The 15,384-nt window shown below is 70.6% G+C and carries 15 protein-coding genes; 1 reads left to right on the forward strand and 14 read right to left on the reverse strand.

Annotated features, from left to right (window positions below):
• Positions 1–148: 148 nt before the first annotated feature.
• The 12 genes from ACWD1Z_RS21140 to ACWD1Z_RS21195 form a co-directional block, all read right to left on the reverse strand.
• A complete protein-coding gene (locus ACWD1Z_RS21140) occupies positions 149–3,001 on the reverse strand; it encodes a DEAD/DEAH box helicase (protein ID WP_451120689.1) in 2,853 nt (950 codons plus the stop codon).
• Between the two features lie 40 nt (positions 3,002–3,041).
• The gene (locus ACWD1Z_RS21145; RefSeq protein WP_451120691.1) at positions 3,042–3,932 is read right to left on the reverse strand and encodes a diacylglycerol kinase; all 891 of its coding nucleotides are present in this window, start codon (positions 3,930–3,932) and stop codon (positions 3,042–3,044) included.
• Positions 3,933–3,963: 31 nt separating this feature from the next.
• Positions 3,964–4,911, reverse strand: coding sequence for a twin-arginine translocase subunit TatC (gene tatC, locus ACWD1Z_RS21150; RefSeq protein ID WP_451120693.1), 948 nt, complete (start codon positions 4,909–4,911; stop codon positions 3,964–3,966).
• A gap of 47 nt (positions 4,912–4,958) precedes the next feature.
• Positions 4,959–5,243 (reverse strand): Sec-independent protein translocase subunit TatA, encoded by a 285-nt coding sequence (gene tatA, locus ACWD1Z_RS21155; protein WP_250077621.1) that lies wholly within the window; start codon positions 5,241–5,243, stop codon positions 4,959–4,961.
• 262 nt (positions 5,244–5,505) lie between these two features.
• Positions 5,506–5,700 (reverse strand): hypothetical protein, encoded by a 195-nt coding sequence (locus ACWD1Z_RS21160; protein ID WP_451120695.1) that lies wholly within the window; start codon positions 5,698–5,700, stop codon positions 5,506–5,508.
• A gap of 10 nt (positions 5,701–5,710) precedes the next feature.
• The gene (locus ACWD1Z_RS21165) at positions 5,711–5,944 is read right to left on the reverse strand and encodes a hypothetical protein (protein WP_451120991.1); all 234 of its coding nucleotides are present in this window, start codon (positions 5,942–5,944) and stop codon (positions 5,711–5,713) included.
• A gap of 124 nt (positions 5,945–6,068) precedes the next feature.
• A complete protein-coding gene (locus tag ACWD1Z_RS21170) occupies positions 6,069–7,076 on the reverse strand; it encodes a helix-turn-helix transcriptional regulator (protein ID WP_451120697.1) in 1,008 nt (335 codons plus the stop codon).
• A 19-nt stretch (positions 7,077–7,095) separates the two neighbouring features.
• On the reverse strand, positions 7,096–8,049 hold the full coding sequence (locus tag ACWD1Z_RS21175) for a helix-turn-helix transcriptional regulator (RefSeq protein ID WP_451120699.1): 954 nt from the start codon (positions 8,047–8,049) through the stop codon (positions 7,096–7,098).
• A 160-nt stretch (positions 8,050–8,209) separates the two neighbouring features.
• The gene (locus ACWD1Z_RS21180) at positions 8,210–8,581 is read right to left on the reverse strand and encodes an FKBP-type peptidyl-prolyl cis-trans isomerase (RefSeq protein ID WP_030835713.1); all 372 of its coding nucleotides are present in this window, start codon (positions 8,579–8,581) and stop codon (positions 8,210–8,212) included.
• Between the two features lie 61 nt (positions 8,582–8,642).
• Entirely contained in the window at positions 8,643–9,644 is a 1,002-nt protein-coding gene (locus ACWD1Z_RS21185) for an FKBP-type peptidyl-prolyl cis-trans isomerase (protein WP_451120701.1), read from the reverse strand.
• A gap of 128 nt (positions 9,645–9,772) precedes the next feature.
• A complete protein-coding gene (gene pafA / locus ACWD1Z_RS21190; protein WP_389419359.1) occupies positions 9,773–11,134 on the reverse strand; it encodes a Pup--protein ligase in 1,362 nt (453 codons plus the stop codon).
• A gap of 9 nt (positions 11,135–11,143) precedes the next feature.
• Entirely contained in the window at positions 11,144–12,403 is a 1,260-nt protein-coding gene (locus ACWD1Z_RS21195) for an MFS transporter (RefSeq protein ID WP_451120703.1), read from the reverse strand.
• 63 nt (positions 12,404–12,466) lie between these two features.
• Here ACWD1Z_RS21195 and ACWD1Z_RS21200 point away from each other — a divergent pair, with 63 nt between their 5' ends.
• Entirely contained in the window at positions 12,467–13,525 is a 1,059-nt protein-coding gene (locus ACWD1Z_RS21200) for a LacI family DNA-binding transcriptional regulator (protein WP_451120705.1), read from the forward strand.
• 76 nt (positions 13,526–13,601) lie between these two features.
• On the opposite strand, the gene prcA is transcribed toward ACWD1Z_RS21200, so the two are convergent.
• Together prcA and prcB are read right to left on the reverse strand one after the other, a co-directional pair.
• Positions 13,602–14,357: a proteasome subunit alpha gene (prcA, locus tag ACWD1Z_RS21205; protein ID WP_451120707.1), complete on the reverse strand. Its 756-nt coding sequence runs from the start codon at positions 14,355–14,357 to the stop codon at positions 13,602–13,604.
• Between the two features lie 60 nt (positions 14,358–14,417).
• Positions 14,418–15,263, reverse strand: a complete 846-nt coding sequence (gene prcB / locus ACWD1Z_RS21210) for a proteasome subunit beta (protein ID WP_451120709.1) — start codon at positions 15,261–15,263, stop codon at positions 14,418–14,420.
• Positions 15,264–15,384: the final 121 nt, after the last annotated feature.

A 15,384-nucleotide genomic window follows, 5' to 3' on the forward strand; every position in this document is an offset into this window, starting at 1 on the left:
ACCCCCACCCGCCGTTACAGGCCTTCCCCCGGTCCAAAAACCAACCCGGGTCGTGTTCACCCCGCTCCCGTGCACCGCCCGGGGGGGGGGGGGACACGGGATCCCGTGTCCCGCCCCGCCCTTCGCTCAGCCCGGTACGGCCGGGCCGTCACCCCACCGAGGAGTAGGCCACGACTCCCCGCAGCAACTGGTCGACCGCCTTGCGCGCGGCCTTCGCCACGGTCGACCCCTCCCCCGGCGCCGCCGCCGAGATCTGGCCCAGCACGTCGATCACCTGCTTGCACCAGCGCACGAAGTCACCCGCGGGCATCTCCGCCTCGCGCAGCACCTCGTCCAGGCCCTTGCCGCCGGCCCACATGTACGCGGCCCAGGCGAACCCGAGATCCGGCTCCCGCTGTCCGACACCCTCGGTCTGGCTGATCCGGAAGTCCTCCTCCAGGGCGTCCAGACGGCCCCAGATCCGGACCATCTCGCCCAGCGCGGCCTTCGCCTTCCCGGACGGCACCTTCGGCGCCATCGCGTCGTCGCCGACCCGGGACTCGTAGACCAGGGCGGAGACACACGCGGCGAGTTCGGCGGGCCCCAGCCCCTCCCAGACGCCCGCCCGCAGGCACTCGCTGGCCAGCAGATCGAGCTCGCCGTACAGCCGCGCGAGCCGCTTGCCGTGCTCGGTGACCTCGTCGCCGCGCAGATAGTCCAGCTCGGTCAGCAGCGCGACGATCCGGTCGAAGGTCCGCGCGATGGTGTTGGTGCGTCCCTCGATCCGCCGCTCCAGCTGCGAGGTGTCCCGCAGCAGCCGCTGGTAGCGCTCGGCCCAGCGGGCGTGGTCCTCCCGGTCGTCGCACCCATGGCAGGGATGGGCGCGCAGCGCGGTGCGCAGCCGGGCGATCTCCCGGTCGTCGGCGGCCTGCGAGCGCTTCTTGCGGGCCCGCTCGGGCGGGATGTGCCCGGCCTTGGTGCGCAGCGCGGACGCCAGGTCCCGGCGGGACTGCGGGGAGCGCGGGTTGAAGGACTTCGGGATCCGCATCCGCTCCAGCGCCTCGACCGGCACCGGGAAGTCCATCGACGCCAGCCGCTTGACCTGCCGCTCGGCGGTGAGCACCAGCGGGCGCGGCCCGTCGTGGTGCTCGAAGCCCCGGTGGCCGTTGGACCGCCCGGCGGGCAGCCCGGGGTCCAGCACCAGCGCGAGGCCGGCGTACTTGCCGGTCGGGACATGGATGACATCGCCCGGCTTGAGCTTCTCCAGCGCCACCGCGGCCTCGGCGCGTCGCTCGGCCACGCCCTGGCGGGCCAGCTCGGTCTCCCGGTCCTTCAGGTCGCGGCGCAGCCGCGCGTACTCCTCGAAGTCGCCGAGGTGGCAGGTCATGGAGGCCTTGTAGCCCTCGAGCCCTTCCTCGTTGCGCTGCACCTGCCGGGAGATCCCGACGACCGACTTGTCGGCCTGGAACTGCGCGAACGACGTCTCCAGCAGCTCGCGGGAGCGATGCCGCCCGAACTGCTCGACGAGGTTGACCGCCATGTTGTACGACGGCTTGAAGCTGGAGCGCAGCGGATACGTGCGCGTGCCGGCGAGCCCCGCGAGGTGCTCCGGGCTCATCCCCCGCTGCCACAGCACGACCGCGTGGCCCTCGATGTCGATGCCACGGCGTCCCGCACGCCCGGTGAGCTGGGTGTACTCACCCGGGGTGATGTCGGCGTGCTGCTCGCCGTTCCACTTGACGAGCTTCTCCAACACCACCGAGCGGGCGGGCATGTTGATGCCGAGCGCGAGGGTCTCGGTGGCGAAGACGGCCTTCACCAGACCGCGGACGAACAGCTCCTCCACGACCTCCTTGAAGGTCGGCAGCATGCCCGCGTGGTGGGCGGCGATCCCGCGCTCCAGGCCCTCCAGCCATTCGTAGTAGCCGAGGACATGCAGGTCCTCGGTGGGAATGGACGCGGTGCGCTCCTCGACCAGGGCGCGCACCTTCTCCCGCGCCTCGTCGTCGTTGAGCCGGAGTCCGGCGTACAGGCACTGCTGCACGGCGGCCTCGCAGGCGGCGCGGCTGAAGATGAAGGTGATGGCGGGCAGCAGCCCCTCGGCGTCGAGGCGTTCGATGACCTCGGGCCGGCCGGGTGTCCACACCCGTGAGCGCTGTCTGCGCTCCCGCTCCCGGTCGGCCTCGCGCATCGCGCGCCCGCGCCTGCGGTCCTGGTACGACGGCCGGGTCGCCTCCATGCGGGCCAGCCGCGCCAGATCGGGGTTGACGGCCTTCTTGTGCCCCTCGCCCTCCTCGAACAGGTCGTACATCCGGCGGCCGGCCAGCACATGCTGGAACAGCGGCACGGGCCGGTGCTCGGAGACGATCACCTCGGTGTCACCGCGGACGGTGTCCAGCCAGTCGCCGAACTCCTCGGCGTTGGACACGGTCGCCGAGAGGGACACCAGGGTCACCGACTCGGGCAGGTGGATGATCACCTCTTCCCATACGGCGCCGCGGAAGCGGTCGGAGAGGTAGTGCACCTCGTCCATGACCACATACCCGAGGCCGATGAGGGTCTGCGAGCCCGCGTACAGCATGTTCCGCAGCACCTCGGTGGTCATCACGACCACGGGGGCACCGGAGTTGACGCTGTTGTCGCCGGTGAGCAGGCCGACCTTGTCGGCGCCGTAACGGCGGGACAGGTCGGCGTACTTCTGGTTCGACAGCGCCTTGATGGGTGTCGTGTAGAAGCACTTCTTGCCCTGCTGCAGGGCGAGGTGGACGGCGAACTCGCCCACGATCGTCTTGCCGGAGCCGGTGGGGGCGGCCACCAGCACGCCCTTCCCCGCTTCGAGCGCCTGGCAGGCCTCGATCTGGAAGGGGTCGAGGCCGAAGTCGTACATCTCGCGGAAGGAGGCGAGCGCGGTGGCCTGCTCGGCGGCCCGCAGACGGGCAGCCGCGTACCGCTCGGCCGGTGAGAGGTCCTCTGTCATCGTGCTTTCGAGCGTACCGGGCCCCACTGACAACAGGACGATCATTATCCGGATCCGGGTTCCGTAAACTCCGGATCCGCGCAGCTCACGGCCCTACGACCCGCACCGCCCCGGGTATGCAGCGCGCGATCAGCGGCAGCGGACCGAGCGGCTCCCCGTCCGCGTACCCGGTGATGTCGTGGGCGGCGATCTCGACCTGAGCGGCCCGCACCACGGTGACCTTGGGATGGCCGACGTGCCCGCCCCGGTAGACGCTCGGGAAGACCCTCAGCAGGGTGGCGCGGGAGCAGTCCCCGACGATGGTGATGTCGAACAGCCCGTCGGTGAGGTCGGCGCCGGGACAGATCCGCATGCCGCCGCCGTACGACGGGCCGTTCCCGACGGCGACCAGCGTGGCCTCGAACTCGCGGACCTCGCCGCCGTCGAGGGTGACCCGGTAGGGGAAGGGCCGGAAGGCGGCCAGCTCGGCGAGCATCGCGAGGTCGTACTTCAGGCGGCCGGAAGGGCGGCGCATCCGGTTGCCGCGGTCGTTGACCCGGGAGTCGAAGCCGGAGGCGAGGACGGTGCCGAACCAGCGGTCGCCGACCCGTCCGAGGTCGATGTCGCGCAGCCGGGCGCCCTTGAGCCCCTGGGCGATCACCCGGCCCGCGGCGGCCGGGTCCCGTACGGGCAGGCCGAGCGCGCGGGCGAGATCGTTGCCGGTGCCTACGGCGACCAGGCCGAGCGGGGTGCGGGTGCCGGCGACGGCTTGCAGCGCGAGGTTGGCCATTCCGTCGCCGCCGACCGCGACCAGCGCCCCGGTGCCGTCCGCGACGGCCGCACGCGCGCGTGCCAGGGCGTCCTCGGCGTCCGTCCCGAGGACCGTCCGTACGGTGAATCCCGCGTCCCGGAAAGCGGTGGCGGCCGGCTGCGCCGCACGGGCGCCCCGGCCGCGGCCCGCGGTGGGATTGACGAAGAGAGTGATCTCGCTGCTCACGGATCAGACCCTATGAGCTGCCCCACGGTCCTCAGGTCACGTCGTCATAACCGTTGACGCGCTCCGTGGTCGCCTGCTCGGGCAGCGCCCGGCTGGCGGAGACGGTCTCGACCTCGCCGATCTCCTCGGGCGTGAGATCGAGCTCGGACGCCTCGTCGTCGGCGGGGCCCAGTGCGTCACGGCGGCGCCTGCGGCGGTCGTTGAGCAGGGAGACGGCGACGGCGGCGAAGTACAGGATCCAGATGGGCCCGGCGAGCGCCAGCATGGTCAGCGGGTCGGTGCTCGGGGTCGCGATGGCGGCGAACACGGTGATGCCCATGATCATGCCGCGCCACCAGCCGAGCATGCGCTTGCCGGTGATCGCGCCGCTGAAGTTGAGCATGACCAGCAGCAGCGGCAGCTCGAAGGAGAGGCCGAAGACGACCACCATGCGCGTGACGAGGTCGAGCAGATCGTCGAGCGGCAGCAGGTTGTCGACGCCGAACGGGGTGAACTCGATCAGCACCTTCGCGGTGGTGGGCAGCACCTTGTACGCGAAGAGGGCGCCCAGCAGGAAGAGCGGGAAGCCGGTGGCGACGAAGGCGTACGCGTACTTCTTCTCGTGCCGGTGCAGGCCCGGGGCGACGAAGGCCCAGAGCTGGTAGAGCCAGATCGGCGAGGCCAGGACCACGCCGGCCATCAGCGACACCTTCAGCGCCAGCGTGAAGGGGGTGAGCAGACCGTTGATGGTGATCTGCGCGCACTGCTCGTCGGAGCTGGTCTTGGCCAGTTCCTCGAAGCTCTTCGCACAGCCGACCGACTCGAGGATCGGCTTGGTGAAGAAGCTGATGATGTCCATGTAGAAGAAGGCGGCGACGATCGTCACGGCGACGATGGCCAGCAGTGCCTTCGCGAGCCGGTTGCGGAGCTCACGAAGGTGCTCCGCGAGGGGCATCCGCCCCTCGGGATCCCTCTCCTTGTTGCGGGCAGGCTTCAGCAACCCACGTTCCCATCTCGTGCGGCGGGCCGGAGGTCACCGGCCCTGCGTCAGCGCTTGGTCGTGTCCGTCGGCTCGGTGACCGGGCGCGAGCTGGTCACGTCGCCGGGCGAGGCCTGGATGACGCGCTGGGCCGGGGGCTGCTCGTCGTTGTTCGGCGGGTCGGCCGGGGCGGGGGTCTTGCCCTCGTCCTTCATCGCCTTGGCCTCGCTCTTGAGGATGCGGGCGGACTTGCCGAGCGACCGAGCCATGTCCGGAAGCTTCTTCGCGCCGAACAGCAGGATGATGACGACGAGGATGAGAATGATCTCGGGAGCGCCGAGCCTTCCGAACATAAGTCTTTACCTTCTCACCGAGGCGGCTTTGGGTGGGATGCTGTCCGATCGGTCGGACACACGTCCGAAGGATCGTGCTGACAGCGATCGTAACGCTCAGGGGTGAACGTGAGGCAATCCCCGTGCGTACTCCCGGTCCGCGGTCCGGGCCTCGTTCTCCGGGCCGCGACCAGCAGCGTACCTGGCGCTGGTGGCAAGTTGACAGGGCGAAGCGGCCCAAAACGCATGCGGCGCAGGACTCACACCCGGTTCTCAGCCGGACTCACAGGGAGTCCACAGCCCGCGCGGTGCTGACCGCGGCCCGTTCCAGATCCTCCGCCGCCCTGTTGATGCGCCGCGTGGAGTCGGCGACCTGCCTGCCGAGGCGCTGGGCCTCCAGGAAGACCCGCACCGCGAGCACACCGAGAACGGCGAGACCCAGGAAACCCACAGCGATCGCGAACATCGGCCAGAACATGACGCCGAGCCTAGAGGGTCGAGTGCAGCCGCAGGGTACGGACCCCGCCGCCGGTGAGCAGCTCGACGATCCGCTCCCCGGCCGGCTTGCGCACGGACGCGCCGCACTCCGGGCAGGTGAAGGAGTAGAAGGTGGTACGGCTGGAGGCACCGATGGCCAGCCGCAGCGCGCTCGCGGCCAGCTCGAACCGCCCGCGGCAGTCCGGGCAGCCGGCCCTGAACCGCACCGGGGCCACGCTGCGCATCCCCGCGAACGCGGACGCCACCGACGCACCGGGCACCACGGAATCACTCACGCCCATCCACCCCTTCTGACTGCTCGTACGCCTCCGTGGCGCGCCCGGCCGCTGCCCGGGCGCCCCTCCGGACTCACTCCCGGACGCCGTTGTCCTGCGTGCTCTGCGCCTCGACCCCGTCGTACGCGGCCAGCGCCTCCTGGGCCGCCCGGCGGGCGCTCTCGGCCAGCTCGGGCGGCGCGACGATGCGGCCCTCGCGGCCGAGCCGGAGCGCGAGGCGCTTCAGCGACGCCGGGTCGGGCGTCCGCAGACAGATACGCAGCCCGCCGTCCGGCAGCTCATCCGCACTGTCGTGCGGGTAGTACTCCGCGACCCAGCGCCCGCCCGGGCCGACCTCGACGATGACCTCCGGATCCTCGGCGGCGGGCTGCACCAGCCCCTCCGAGAGGTCCCGCAGCTCGACCTCGGGCGGCGCGGACGGCTCGTCGAGGATCTTGATCTCGGCGACCCGGTCGAGCCGGAAGGTGCGGCGCGCCTCGGAGCGGCGGCACCAGGCCTCCACATAGGTGTGGCCCACGCTGACCAGGCGGATCGGGTCGATCTCGCGCTCGGTGACCTCGTCACGGGCCGGCGAGTAGTAGCGGATCCACAGGCGCCGGCGCTCGGAGATCGCCCGGTCGACGTCGGCGAAGACACCGCCCTCGGACTCGAAGGTCACCGAAAGGCGGGCGCTGGCCCCGGCGGCCTCGCCGGCCGCGGCCTCCACCTTGGCGGTGGCCCGCAGCAGCGCCTGCCGGTCGCCCTCGCGCAGACCGGGCAGCGTGGACACCGCGCGGGCGGCGACCAGCAGCGCCGTGGCCTCGTCGGAGGCGAGCCGCAGGGGCTCGGCGACATCGTCGGGGTTGTGCCACCAGATGCGCTCGCCGTCGGTGTCGATGTCCAGCAGATCGCCGCCGCGGAAGCTGGTGCCGCACATGGGCAGCACATCGAGGTCCGAGACCAGCTCGTCCTCGGTGATGCCGAAGGCGCGCGCGACGTCCTCGACCCGGGCGCCGGGGCGCTCCTTGAGATAGGTCACCAGGGAGAGCATCCGCCGGGTCTGGTCGATGGCGCTCACTGGTCTGACCGGTTTGCCTGCCACAGTCCTCGTCCGCTCCCCCTCAGCCCTTGGCCACGGCACGCAGCCGGTCCATCACGTCGGCCCGCAGTTCGGCGGGCTCCAGTACGACGACATCGGGACCGAACTCCACCAGCCAGGCGTCCAGGCCGTGTCCGTACGGAATCTCCAACTCGTCCCAGCCGTCGCCGAGTTCCCGGACCCGGGTGGCTTTCGCCCGCAAGGGGTACCCGGCGCCGCTCCGCAGCCGGATCAGCGCGGAACGGTCCGCGGTCTCCCCCGCCCAGCCGGCGACGGTCTCCCGCACGGTGACGACATCAGGTACCGGGGCGGTGTACTTGCCGCCGCGCGAGCGGACCTTGCCGGTGATCCGGGAGAGCCGGAACACCCGCTCGGCGCCCCGGTCGCGGTCCCAGCCCGCCAGGTACCAGTGGCCGCGCCAGCACTCCAGCGCCCAGGGCTCGACATGCCGGGGCTCGGGGCGCGCGGCGGTGGCCTTGCGGTACTCGAAGACGACCGGGCGGCGGTCGCGGCAGGCCAGCATCAGCGGCTCGAAGGCGGCCTCGTGCACGGGGATCCGCGGCTCCAGCGCGCCATGGGCCTCGTAGGGGTCGACGCCCTCGGGCAGCCCCGCCGCGCGCAGCTTCTGCAGGGCGCCGCTGGCCGCTCCGGCGAGCCGGACCTGCTGCCACACCTTGGCGGCGAGACCGAGGGCGGCGGCCTCCTCGGCGTCCAGGGTGATGGGCGGCAGCCGGTTGCTGTCCCGGCGGGCCAGATAGCCGACCTCACCGTCCAGGCTCTCCACGGTCTCGATGACCAGGCCGAGCTCGCGCAGATCGTCCTTGTCCCGCTCGAACATGCGGTTGAAGGAGTCGTCCGAGCCGGCTTCCAGATAGGCCTCGATGGACTCGCGCAGCTCGCGCTTGCTCAAAGGCCGCCGCGTCCCGAGCAGACACAGCGCCAGATTCATGAGCCGCTCGGCCTTGGCAATGGCCATCGATGCCCTTCGCCTTCCCTATGGTGCTTACGACCGATGACCGTACCGCTCCCAGGTGGCGCGGCAAAAGCCGAGGGCCCATGCCCGGACAGGCATGGGCCCCAGGTGATCGGGTCCGGTCGTACGACGATCAGACCCCGAGTGATCGGACTGCGAGTGATCAGACTCCCAGGAGGTCGACCACGAAGATCAGGGTCTCGCCCGGCTTGATCGCCGGCGTCGGGCTCTGGTTGCCGTAGGCGAGGTGCGCCGGGATGGTCAGCTGGCGGCGGCCGCCGACCTTCATGCCCTGCACGCCCTGGTCCCAGCCCTTGATGACGCGGCCGCCGCCGAGCGGGAAGCGGAACGGGGTACCGCGGTTCCAGCTGGCGTCGAACTCCTCGCCCGTGCTGAAGGCGACACCGACGTAGTGCACGGTGACGGTCTGGCCGGCCTGGGCCACCTCGCCGTCGCCCTCCCAGATGTCCTTGATCTCGAGGTCCGCCGGCGGCTCGCCACCCGGGAAGTCGATCTCCGGCTTGTCGATGCTCACGTGTTCAGCTCCATGCTTGTGGTGTAGAGACAACGGTCACAGTCTTACATCCCCCGCGGGGTCACATCTTCGCCAGGATGTCGACCGAGAAGACCAGCGTGGAGTCCTTCTTGATGCCGCTGCCCTGCGGCGGGTTGTCGCCGTAACCGAGGTCCGGCGGGATGACGATGAGGACGCGGCTGCCGACCTTCTTGCCGGTCAGACCCTGCGCCCAGCCCTTGACGACCTGCTGGAGCGAGAAGGAGGCGAGCTGCTTGTTGGTGTACGTGGCGTCGAACTCCTTGCCGTCCTCCCACAGCACGCCCTTGTACTGCACCAGCACGCTGTCCTCGGCGCCGACCTCCTCGCCGTCGCCCTCCAGGACGTAGCTCGCCACCAGCTTCGTCGGCGCGTCGGTGTCCGGGACCTCGATGGAGGGCGCCTTGCCGTCGGTGCTGGTGCCGACCTTGGGCAGGTCCACGTTGTCCTGGGCGACCTCGGTGCCCTTGGCGGAGCTCTTGGCGTTGAAGGTGCCCTGCACATCCACCACGAAGACCAGCGTGTCGGTGCCCTTGATGCCCGCCTGGCTGTTGCCCTGCGTGCCGTAGCCCCAGGTCGGGGGGACGGCCATCTGGACGCGGCTGCCGACCTTCTTGCCGGCCAGCGCGTAGCGCCAGCCGTCGATGATGCTGCCCTTGGCGAGCTGGATGACCAGCGGGGTCTTGCGGTCGTAGGAGTTGTCGAAGACCTTCGCCGTGGCCCAGACCTGGCCGAGGTAGTGGGCCTGGACGTAGTCGTTCTCCGCGACGGTGCCGCCGTTGCCCGCGATCACCGTCTTCACGGCGAGATCCTTCGACGGGTCGCCGCTGCCCTCGGCGATGGTCGGCTTCTCGCCGAGCTTCGTGCCCTCGGTGATCGCCGGCAGCGGGCCGTCCACGATCTTCGGCGACGGCGCGGCCGAGGTCTCGGGGGCCGAGGGCGACGCGCTGTCGCTCGCCTCGCTCGATCCGGAATCCTCGTCCCCGCATGCGGCGAGCGTGGCGAGTCCGGCGGGTACGGCAATGAGAAGTGAGCGTCGGCGCACGGTGGGGGCCTCGTAATCGGTCGATCTTGTAGATGGCGTGCGCGCAACTCTACGACGTGAGAAGGGCGCCGTACGGGAAACGTACGGCGCCCGTGTTGCGTTCCGGCACATGGGCCGAAACGCGTGGCTCACATACCGGCGATCAGTTTCTCCACCCGGTCGTCCACGGAACGGAACGGGTCCTTGCACAACACGGTGCGCTGTGCCTGGTCGTTGAGCTTGAGGTGGACCCAGTCGACGGTGAAGTCCCGGCGCTGTTCCTGGGCTCGGCGGATGAAGTCGCCGCGCAGCCGGGCCCGAGTGGTCTGCGGCGGCACGGACTTGCCTTCGAAGATCTTCAAGTCGTTGCAGATCCGGGCTGCTTGACCCTTCTTCTCCAGCAGGTAGTACAGGCCCCGGCGGCGGTGGATGTCGTGGTAGGCGAGGTCTATCTGCGCGACCCGCGGATGCGACATGGTCATGTTGTTCTTGGCGCGGTAGCGCTCGATGAGCTTGTACTTCATGACCCAGTCGATCTCGGTGCCGATGCGGTCGAGGTCCTCGGACTCGATCGAGTCCAGGGTGCGGCCCCACAGCTCCAGCACCTGCTCGACGGTGCCGGTGCGGATCCCGCGGCGCTCGCAGAAGTCCACGGCCTTCTCGAAGTACTCCCGCTGCACCTCCAGCGCGGAGGCCTCCCGGCCGCTGGCCAGCCGCACCTTGCGCCGGCCCGTGATGTCATGGCTGACCTCGCGGATCGCCCGGATGGGGTTCTCCAGGGTCAGGTCCCGCATCACCGTGCCCGCCTCGATCATGCGCAGCACCAGGTCGGTGGCGCCGACCTTGAGCAGCATGGTCGTCTCGGACATGTTCGAGTCGCCCACGATGACGTGCAGCCGGCGGTAGCGCTCGGCGTCCGCGTGCGGTTCGTCACGGGTGTTGATGATGGGCCGGGAGCGGGTCGTCGCCGAGGAGACGCCCTCCCAGATGTGCTCGGCGCGCTGGCTCACGCAGTACACGGCCCCGCGCGGGGTCTGCAGCACCTTGCCGGCCCCGCACAGCAGCTGGCGCGTGACCAGGAACGGAATGAGGATGTCCGCGAGCCGGGAGAACTCCCCGTGCCGGGCGACGAGATAGTTCTCGTGGCACCCGTAGGAGTTGCCGGCCGAGTCGGTGTTGTTCTTGAAGAGGTAGACGTCGCCCGCGATTCCTTCCTCGTGCAGGCGTCGTTCTGCGTCTACCAGTAGCCCTTCCAGAATGCGTTCGCCGGCCTTGTCGTGGGTGACCAGCTCGGTCACGTTGTCACATTCGGGTGTCGCGTATTCCGGATGTGAGCCCACGTCGAGATAGAGGCGGGCGCCGTTCCGCAGAAAGACATTGCTGCTGCGGCCCCATGACACGACACGGCGGAAGAGGTACCGCGCCACCTCGTCAGGCGACAGGCGGCGCTGTCCCCTGAACGTGCACGTGACGCCGTACTCGTTCTCCAGCCCGAAAATGCGGCGGTCCATGACTGAACATTACGCCCGATCCCCTGTGCTGAAACGGGGTTCGACGGCACGGTTTGGATCATTTTCCGATGAAGCCGCAATGACCGCTCCCGGCCCGGACGCTGCGAGGACCCGCCCGGTGGCCAGCAGGACCAGCAGCGACACCCCTCCCGCGGCCCCCGGAACGGCGAAGCCCCACAGGGCCCCGCCGGCCTCGACGACCGGGCCCGTCAGCCCTGTTCCGACCGACGCGCCGACGGTGAACGTGGTCACCAGCCAGGAGAACGCCTCGGTGACCGTCCCGCGGGGAGCGTGCCGGTCGACGAGCACAAACGCACAAGCGATGCAGGGCGCCAGGAACACACCCGACAGCAGCGTCAGCAACACCATGGGGACCGTGCCCGGCATCAGCGTCAGCGGCAGGTAACACACCGCCAGAAGGGCCGTCAGGACCGTCAGTCGCCGCGCGGGCTCACCCGCCCACTGCCGGGCCCCGTACACGGTGCCGCCGATCAGCGCGCCCAGCCCCAGCGCCGCCATCAGCCAGCCGTACACCGCGTCACCGCCGTGGTCGTCCGCGTAGGGCACGGACGCGACCGTGATGGAGCCGAGCGCGATGCCCACGAACAGGAACGCGGCCAGCAGCGCCAGCAGTCCGGACGAGCGCAGCGCGCCCAGCCAGTGCGCCTCGCGCGGCGCCGAACGCCACGCGCGCGAGGGCGGCGAGACGACCACGGAGAGCGCGCCGAGCACACCGATGACGTTCAGCACGAGCAGCGCCGTCTGGGCGGACCACAGCGCCGTGCACAGCGTGACCAGCAACGGTCCGACGGTGAACATGACTTCCTGCGCCACGGCGTCCATGGCGTACGCCGTGTGCACCTGGCCCTCCTTGGGCAGGACCGAGGACCACAGCGCCCGCAGCCCGCCCTCCAGCGGCGGCGTGAACAGGCCGGCGGCCGCGACCGCCGCGTAGGCGAGCGGCAGCGGTCCGATGCCCGCGAAGGCGAACACGGCCATTGCGAGCGCGGCGACGACCGCGGACGGCAGCTGCACCCGTGGCTGCCCGTGCAGATCGACCAGCCTGCCGAGCAGCGGCTGCCCTACGGCGTTGGCGACGCCGTAGACCGCCGCCAGCGCCCCGGCGAGGCTGTAGCTGCCGCCCTCGGCGCGCACGAACAGCACGATCGCGATGGCGGCGGTGGCGTTCGGCAGCCGTCCCACCAGCGTGCCGACGAGCAGGCGCGTGGCATGCCTCGCCCTGAGGATCTCCAGGTATCCCGCGGCCATGTTCGCCCACTCCTCGCCGTGACCCATGAGGTTTTACGTATAACGTCCTTCGTCATACGTACCATGTGCGCTGTTCACACGTCCAGACGAAAGCGCAGGCCCACGGTGGTACGAGGCAGTACGCGCCCCACGAGCCGTGACGTCGCCCAGGCCGCCGGCGTCTCGCAGGCCGCGGTCTCCCTCGTGCTCGGCGACAAGTGGCGCGGCCGGGTCTCCGAGGCCACCGCGGAACGGGTCCGGGAGGCCGCCCGCGAGCTCGGTTACCGGCCCAACCTGGCCGCCCGCAATCTCCGCCTGGGCCGCACCCGCACGGTCCTGCTGGTCGTCCCGGCGCTGACCACCGAGTTCTTCGCCGGTGTCTACACCGGCGCCGCCCGGGTCGCCGCCGCGCACGGCTTCGGCGTCGTGCTGTACCCCTCCCCGGAGGGCATCGGCCCCGCCCGCGACCCCTTCGCCTCCGCCCAGGCCGCCCTCGACGGCGTCATCGCCTCCTCCATGGCCGCCGACGCGCTCACCGCCATCCGCGGCGACCAGCTGCCCCTGGTGATGCTCGACAGCGACCCGGCCGGCAGCCTCGGCGCGGCCACCGTCAACCTCGACATCGCCGACGCCGTACGCCAGGTCGCCGAGCACCTGCTGGCCCTCGGCCACCGCCGCTTCCTGCACCTGGCCGCGGACGTGGCCTCCTGGACCTTCGAGGTCCGCGCCCGCGAGCTGCACGCGCGCGTGGCCGCCGTCCCGGGCACCGAACTGACCACCGCCCGCGCGCCCATCTCGATCGAGGGCGCCCAGCGCGCCGCCGAGACCGCCCTCGCCGCGCCCGGCCCTCGCCCCACCGCCCTGGTCTGCGACGACGACAAACTCGCCGCCGGTGCCTACAAGGCCGCCCGGCGCCTGGGCCTGCGCGTCCCCGAGGACCTCTCGGTCACCGGCCTGGACGACCTCGCCCTCGCCACCGCCATCGACCCGGAGCTGACGACCGTACGCCTGGACGCCGAGCTGTTCGGGGAGCGCGGCATGCGGGCCCTGCTCGCCGTCCTGGAGGGCCGTGCGCCCGAGGCGGGCGACATCCCCGTGGAACTGGTCGTACGGGGCTCCACGGCCCCGCCGCGCGCCTCCTGAGACGCCTGCGCCCCGGCCGAGGGATCGGCCGGGGCACATACCGCGGGGTCAGGCGGGTGGGATCAGCCGGGCGGGGTCACTCCTCGTCGGAGTCGTCCGGGCCGTCCGCGCTCTCGGCCTCGGTGGACGCGCCACCGACCTCCAGCAGCCGGCCGAGCTGACGGCCGACGATGCGCTTGAACTTGCGCTGCTGCGGACGGGTCCGGTCCAGCACCGCGACCTCGAGCCGCTCCGCGGGGATCTCCCGCTGCGAGCCGTTGGACTCCCGGGACAGCGCCTGTACGGCCAGCTTCAGCGCCTCCGCCAGCGTCATGCCGTCCTGGTGACGCTGGTCCAGGTAGGTGCTGATCAGCTCGGCGTTGCCGCCGACCGCCACCGAGCCGTGCTCGTCGACGATCGAGCCGTCGTGCGGCAGCCGGTAGATCTGGTCGCCCTCGGGCGTCTCCCCGACCTCCGCGACGACGAGCTCCACCTCGTACGGCTTCTCCGCCGCGGACGAGAAGATCGTGCCCAGCGTCTGGGCGTAGACGTTGGCCAGACCGCGCGCGGTCACGTCGTCCCGGTCGTAGGTGTAGCCACGGAGGTCGGCGTAGCGGACGCCGCCGATCCGCAGGTTCTCGTACTCGTTGTACTTGCCGGCGGCCGCGAAACCGATCCGGTCGTAGATCTCGCTGAACTTGTGCAGCGCGCGGGACGGGTTCTCGCCGACGAACACGATGCCGTCGGCGTACTGCAGCACGACCAGGCTGCGACCGCGTGCGATGCCCTTGCGGGCGTACTCCGCCCGGTCGGCCATGGCCTGCTGGGGGGAGACATAGAACGGCGTCGACACCGGTTATCCGTCCCTTTCTGTCGGAGTCACAGGATCACCTTGATAAGACCGGACCGCCGCCTACAGCAGCGCGGCCCGCGGGCCGTCGGGCTGCTCCAGGCGCCGCTCCAGGATCGAGCGGGCGATCTCGGAGGACTCCTGATCGGTCAGCCGGCGGAAGCCGTCCTCGGTGATCACGGTGACGATCGGGTAGATCCGGCGGGCGACATCGGGACCACCGGTCGCCGAGTCGTCGTCTGCCGCGTCGTACAGGGCCTGCACCACCAGGGTGGTGGCCTCGTCCTCGGTCAGGTCGCTGCGGAAGAGCTTCTTCATGGCGCCGCGGGCGAAGATCGAACCGGAGCCGGTGGCCGCGTAACCCTGCTCCTCGGAACGGCCGCCGGTCACGTCGTAGGAGAAGATGCGGCCCTTGCCGCGGTCCACGTCGAAGCCCGCGAAGAGCGGCACGACGGCCAGACCCTGCATGGCCATGCCCAAGTTGGAGCGGATCATGGTCGACAGCCGGTTCGCCTTGCCCTCCAGCGACAGCTGGGCGCCCTCGACCTTCTCGAAGTGCTCCAGCTCCAGCTGGAACAGCTTCACCATCTCGACGGCGAGACCGGCGGTGCCGGCGATGCCGACGGCCGAGTACTCGTCGGCGGGGAAGACCTTCTCGATGTCGCGCTGGGCGATGACATTCCCCATCGTCGCCCGCCGGTCACCGGCGAGCACGACACCCCCGGGGAACGTCGCGGCCACGATGGTCGTCCCGTGCGGCGCCTCGATCACGCCCTGCACGGGCGGCAGTTGACGCTTGCCGGGCAGCATTTCGGGCTGATGCTCGGAGAGAAAGTCCATGAAGGACGAGGACCCAGGCGTCAGGAAGGCAGCTGGTAGACGCCCGGCGCCCCGAGTGTTGGCTTCCACGAGTTTCCTTCCACGTAAGAGCAGTTGAAGCACGGTGTGCCACCGACCCTACCCACCTGGTGGGAGTGATCCACATCGGAACCCGTGCCGTTCACAGGCCGCTTCGCCGCCGACGAAGGCT

The organism is Streptomyces sp. NPDC002784 (assembly GCF_053592135.1).

Bases quoted from the DNA above. Each gene is read 5' to 3' on its own strand.
- ACWD1Z_RS21140 (WP_451120689.1), bottom strand. From the start codon at position 3,001: ATGATCGTCCTGTTGTCAGTGGGGCCCGGTACGCTCGAAAGCACGATG.
- ACWD1Z_RS21165 (WP_451120991.1), bottom strand. From the start codon at position 5,944: ATGCGCAGCGTGGCCCCGGTGCGGTTCAGGGCCGGCTGCCCGGACTGC.
- ACWD1Z_RS21160 (WP_451120695.1), bottom strand. From the start codon at position 5,700: ATGTTCTGGCCGATGTTCGCGATCGCTGTGGGTTTCCTGGGTCTCGCC.
- ACWD1Z_RS21195 (WP_451120703.1), bottom strand. From the start codon at position 12,403: ATGGCCGCGGGATACCTGGAGATCCTCAGGGCGAGGCATGCCACGCGC.
- pafA (WP_389419359.1), bottom strand. From the start codon at position 11,134: ATGGACCGCCGCATTTTCGGGCTGGAGAACGAGTACGGCGTCACGTGC.
- ACWD1Z_RS21175 (WP_451120699.1), bottom strand. From the start codon at position 8,049: ATGGCCATTGCCAAGGCCGAGCGGCTCATGAATCTGGCGCTGTGTCTG.
- tatA (WP_250077621.1), bottom strand. From the start codon at position 5,243: ATGTTCGGAAGGCTCGGCGCTCCCGAGATCATTCTCATCCTCGTCGTC.
- ACWD1Z_RS21200 (WP_451120705.1), top strand. From the start codon at position 12,467: ATGTGCGCTGTTCACACGTCCAGACGAAAGCGCAGGCCCACGGTGGTA.